Below are 4,828 nucleotides of genomic sequence, written 5' to 3' on the forward strand. Positions count from 1 at the left end.
GATCTTCCGGAGAGGTCCTGGGTCTGCCTTGACCTGGTCCTTTTGCTTTCCCTCGTTTTTCTTCCAGCCCCTTTATCCCTTCAGCCTTAAAATGTTTAACCCAGCGTCTTACCATTGAATAATTAATATCCAGCTCCTTAGCGACTGTTTCATAACCCATCCCCTCTTTTAAGTAAAGGTCTACGGCTCTTTTCTTAAATTTAACATCATATGTCTGTCTTGTTTTCCCCATCAAAAATCCCCCCATAGTAGACAGATTAGTATGCTTTCTTTTTTCTGTCTACTATAGGGGGATCATATCAATTTAGCCTGGCTTTTCTCATTACTTATTCAAACTAACAGCAATCCTTGATCCCACTTCCGCATTATGCTTCACCAATGCAATGTTCGCAGTAAGGCTGGTGCCTTCTGTTAATTCTTTTACTTTTCCGAGAAGGAATGGCGTTACTTTTTTGCCAGCGATATTGTTATCCTTCGCTTCTTTTAAAGCGGTTTCGATAACTCCTGTGATAAATGCCTCTTCCATCGCATCTTTTTCCGGGATCGGGTTGGCGATAACTAAGCCGCCTTTTAGGCCCAGTTCCCATTTTGTGCGGATCATTTCTGCTGCTTCTTCAGCACTGTCTACCCGGTAGTTTACGTTAAAAGGACTAGTACGAGTATAGAAGGCCGGCAATACATCTGTTTCGAACCCAACAACCGGTACGCCATGCGTTTCTAAATATTCGAGTGTTAATCCTATATCCAGGATTGATTTGGCACCTGCACAGACAACTGCTACATTTGTTTGTGCGAGCTCCTGGAGGTCTGCAGAAATGTCCATGGTCGTTTCTGCTTCGCGGTGCACCCCGCCAATTCCGCCAGTAACGAACACTTCAATACCGGCAAGCTCAGCACAGATCATGGTTGCCGCAACTGTTGTAGCGCCATTCTTCTTCTTTGCCACCAGATAGGGCAGGTCACGCCTGCTTGCCTTTTCAACGTCCTTGCTTTGGGCAAGAAACTCCAGCTCCTCATCTGATAAGCCAATTTTGATTTTCCCATTTAAAATCGCAATCGTTGCAGGCACTGCACCGTTTTGGCGAATAATTCCTTCTACCTCTTTTGCCGTCTGGACGTTTTGCGGGTATGGCATTCCATGTGAAATAATCGTTGATTCCAAAGCAACGACCGGTTTATTTGCCTTTTTTGCTTCCAAGACTTCTTCTGAGTATTCTAGCCATTTTTTTAACATGATGTCACTTCTCCTTAGTCAAAATATTGTTTGAATGTTTCCTGCAACCGTGTGTTATTTAAATTCGGGTTAACTGTTTCAAAAGACTGCAATGCCAGCATTGAGCAGGACATTCCGATCTTGCAGGCATCTTCAGTGCCTAATCCTTTTAGATGCGCAAAAATAATTCCGGAAACAAGTGAGTCGCCAGCACCCGTAACATCAGCAATTTTCACCTTTGGCGGGAGGAGCACACCAGCCTCTCCTTCGTTCGTAAAGTAAATCAGCCCTTTATCTCCCCGGCTGATCACAACTTTCTCTGCGCCTTTTTTCATAATTTTTTCTGCTGCCTTGAAAAAATCCCCCTCATTGCTGATTTCCATTCCTGTTAGGGCTTCGGCTTCATCTTTGTTGGCAATCAGCCAGGTAACACCCTTCAGGTCAGTTGGCAAATTTTTAATTTTGGGGGCAGATACAGGTGTGATGCAGAGCGGTACGTTTTCTTCATAACACCTAGTAATGATCTGCTTCAACACTTGAGGAGGGAAATTGGTATCAAGGACAACTATTTCCGATGAGGCAAGATAGCCCCACTTCTTCTCGATAAACTCAGTGCCAACGCTTTCATAAATGGTCATATCTGCAAGTGCTACTGCCATTTCTCCATCGTGATCAAGAACAGCTGTGTAAGTGCCAGTCGTTAGACCTGCTAAGGATTGTGAAGGTGTTATATCAGCAAAGGCTTTGGTATATTCAAGGAGCCACTCCCCTTCATGATCATCACCAACAACCGTCATCAGTCCAACATCACAGCCCAGCCTGCCAAGGTTTTCTGCTATATTGCGGGCCACTCCTCCGCAGGATTGCGAGCTCTCAGCAGGATTTGACGTACCATACTGAAGGTTACCTGATACTTGAATTTTCCTGTCTATATTGGAGCCTCCAACACAAAGCACGTCTTTTCTCTCTGGAAGAACATAAGCTCTGCCAAGAATTTTCCCCTGCTTCGTAAGAGAGGAGATATACCCAGCTACAGCAGACCTGGACAGCCCCGTCTTTTCAGCTAACTCATTCTGGGCAATAAATGGATCCTCTTTGATCAGCTGCAAAATCAATAACTCTTTTTCATTCAAAATTGATCAGCCCTGTCTTTTAAACTTTTGTCTATATTATAAACTTTTGTTTATTAATAAAACAAGTGCTATTTTTCAAATAATTCTATTAAGAAGTCTATTAATCTATGCCGCTACCTTTTTATTCGCCAGTTATCATGGTTTGTTTGCTAAATTAAAGGATTTGTTCGCTAAATTAAGTAATTTATTTGCTTGTTTTAGGTTTTATTAGCTAACTGCCAAAATGTGTCCTATTCCCTTTGCTTTGCCAGTTAAACATTTAGTCAGCCATTAAGTTGATGTGAATGCAATATTATGGTTTTACCAATCCCGGATTCCGTTAGGAAAGGTAGACATTTTCTTAACAATCATATATAGTTAGCTAGGTAACTATTTTAAGAGGGTGACCCAATGTATTCTAATCAAAGCGAACTTTTTCATTCCATAAACCAATTCACGCGGCATTTTTCAAAATTACTTAATGAAAGCCTTGTGCCGCTTGGCTTGTATGCTGCACAATGGTCTATTATTTATCGCCTCAAAACAGGCGGTCCAAGTACGCAAAAAGAACTTTCATCTTACTTGGGAGTTGAAGCTCCAACCATGACCCGGACCTTGGCGCGTTTGGAGAAAGCCGGATGGATTAAAAGAACATCAGGTCAGGACAAACGTGAAAAAAAGATTTCCCTTACCGACGCAGCCATAAATGAATACGACACTTGGCTCCAATCTGTTCGTAAGAGCGAAAGCCAAGTCTTAAACAACATCACTGAAGAAGAAATCAGCACCATGATCAGACTCATGGCAAAAATGAGAGAAAATATGGTACCAGGCACCTATACCAGTTAATCAAAGTGGGATAGGTGCCTGGTACCGAATTGTTAGGAGGTCAACATGAAGAAACAGCCATTGTGGACGAAGGATTTTTTGAGCATTTCTGTTACTAGTTTTTTCCTATTTATGGGTTTTTATGTTTTACTGACTACGCTTCCCCTTTACATCTTGGATGAATTGAAGGGTGATGAGACACAGGTTGGCCTGGTTATATCGGTATTCCTGATTGCCGCAGTGATCAGCAGGCCATTTACAGGCAAGTGGATTGATGAGCTTGGACGCAGAAAGATTTTGCTTTCATCTTTGCTTGTGTTTGCGGTATCATCCCTTCTTTATTTCTGGGCTGACTCAATGCCAGCCCTGCTTGCACTTCGGTTTCTGCATGGAATTGGGTTTGGCATGGCCACTACTGCTACTGGAGCAATCGTCGCTGATATTGTGCCAAATAAACGACGAGGCGAAGGGCTTGGCTATTATGCGATGTTCATGAACTTAGCCATGGTAATCGGCCCCTTTGCAGGATTGACGATCATTCAATACGCTAGCTTCCTATGGATATTTGCTTTATGTACAGTCCTATCTTTTATCGCTATCGTATTGGGTGCTTTTGTAAAAATTCCACAAAAAGCAGAAAGTTCCGTTAAACACCCAAAATTTACGCTTTCAAGTTTGTTTGAGAAAAATGCGATTCCTGTTGCCATTGCAGCAGGCATATTGGCATTTGCTTACTCAGGTATTCTCTCCTTTATCTCCGTCTATGCGAAAGAGCTCGGCCTGCTTGAAGCAGCAAGCTTCTTTTTTGTGGTATATGCGGCGTTCATAATCATGTCCCGTCCATTCACAGGCCGATGGTTTGACACTTATGGAGAAAATAAAGTCATTTATCCAGCTATAACCTTTTTTGCCGCCGGTTTATTGTTGCTTAGCCAGGCAAGCAACACCTTTTTATTCCTGCTCTCCGGAGCTATAATCGGACTAGGCTACGGTACAATTGTTCCCAGCCTGCAAACAGTTGCAATCAAACAAGCCGATGCAGCGAAACGAGGCCTTGCTACTTCTACCTTCTTTACACTATTTGATACAGGTATTGGTTTAGGTTCGTATGTACTGGGAATACTTGCTGTCCAAACAGGTTTTTCCTCCCTTTATTTCATGCTTGCGGGTGTCGCATTGTTCGGCCTGCTCGTCTACTATTTGCTTCACGGGAAAAAAACGGAACCTAAAACTGTTCATGAAGAGGCAGACTTGCCGCTATAAGGTTGATCGCATATTGAGAGCCATTATTATGGCTCTTTTTTGTCAACCTTTAATTGTAGATATTTTCTGAATATTTTTTGCCCTTCATATGAAAATTAGCATATAATATAATTAATATTCAAAAGGTAGTGTCAAAAGATTTATGAAAACTACCTAAAGGGTTAGTTTCTCTCCTATTTACTGGATGGAGATGCGCCGCAATCGCTCTTGACAAACACGCCAATGGTTTGAGGATTGTTTAACAAGGGCGAAGGGAACAAAAGAAGGCATACCAAATAAGCCCTTGGTTGTTTCCATTTTAAACCATTGGCAAGTTCGGTTTGTCAAGAGTTCGCTCCGCCGATTGCTGAATTAGCTTAAGGGCTCAGCTAAACAAAAAGTTAGGCTTGTCTTTGTTCTACTATCCATTGTT

The 4,828-nt window shown here is 42.3% G+C and carries 5 protein-coding genes; 2 read left to right on the top strand and 3 right to left on the bottom strand.

Features of this window, described 5'->3' with window-relative positions:
* From L634_RS0128175 to L634_RS0128185, 3 genes are all read right to left on the bottom strand, one after another.
* Positions 1–232: helix-turn-helix domain-containing protein (locus L634_RS0128175; RefSeq protein WP_026585263.1), on the bottom strand; the 232-nt coding region annotated here is incomplete at its 3' end.
* 90 nt (positions 233–322) lie between these two features.
* Entirely contained in the window at positions 323–1,234 is a 912-nt protein-coding gene (locus L634_RS0128180; protein WP_026585264.1) for a pseudouridine-5'-phosphate glycosidase, read from the bottom strand.
* A gap of 14 nt (positions 1,235–1,248) precedes the next feature.
* Positions 1,249–2,346, bottom strand: a complete 1,098-nt coding sequence (locus tag L634_RS0128185; RefSeq protein ID WP_026585265.1) for a carbohydrate kinase — start codon at positions 2,344–2,346, stop codon at positions 1,249–1,251.
* A gap of 390 nt (positions 2,347–2,736) precedes the next feature.
* Here L634_RS0128185 and L634_RS0128190 point away from each other — a divergent pair, with 390 nt between their 5' ends.
* Together L634_RS0128190 and L634_RS0128195 are read left to right on the top strand one after the other, a co-directional pair.
* Positions 2,737–3,174 carry a MarR family winged helix-turn-helix transcriptional regulator gene (locus L634_RS0128190; protein ID WP_026585266.1) on the top strand — a complete coding sequence of 146 codons (438 nt, stop codon included), beginning with the start codon at positions 2,737–2,739 and terminating at the stop codon, positions 3,172–3,174.
* A gap of 45 nt (positions 3,175–3,219) precedes the next feature.
* Positions 3,220–4,416 (top strand): MFS transporter, encoded by a 1,197-nt coding sequence (locus L634_RS0128195; protein ID WP_026585267.1) that lies wholly within the window; start codon positions 3,220–3,222, stop codon positions 4,414–4,416.
* Positions 4,417–4,828 lie beyond the last annotated feature (412 nt).

The organism is Bacillus sp. J33 (genome assembly GCF_000518885.1).
Taxonomy (GTDB): Bacteria; Bacillota; Bacilli; order Bacillales; family Cytobacillaceae; genus Cytobacillus.

What these genes read in the sequence shown, in the direction of transcription:
- L634_RS0128190 (WP_026585266.1), top strand. Translation starts at nt 2,737, where the DNA reads ATGTATTCTAATCAAAGCGAACTTTTTCATTCCATAAACCAATTCACG.
- L634_RS0128195 (WP_026585267.1), top strand. Translation starts at nt 3,220, where the DNA reads ATGAAGAAACAGCCATTGTGGACGAAGGATTTTTTGAGCATTTCTGTT.
- L634_RS0128180 (WP_026585264.1), bottom strand. Translation starts at nt 1,234, where the DNA reads ATGTTAAAAAAATGGCTAGAATACTCAGAAGAAGTCTTGGAAGCAAAA.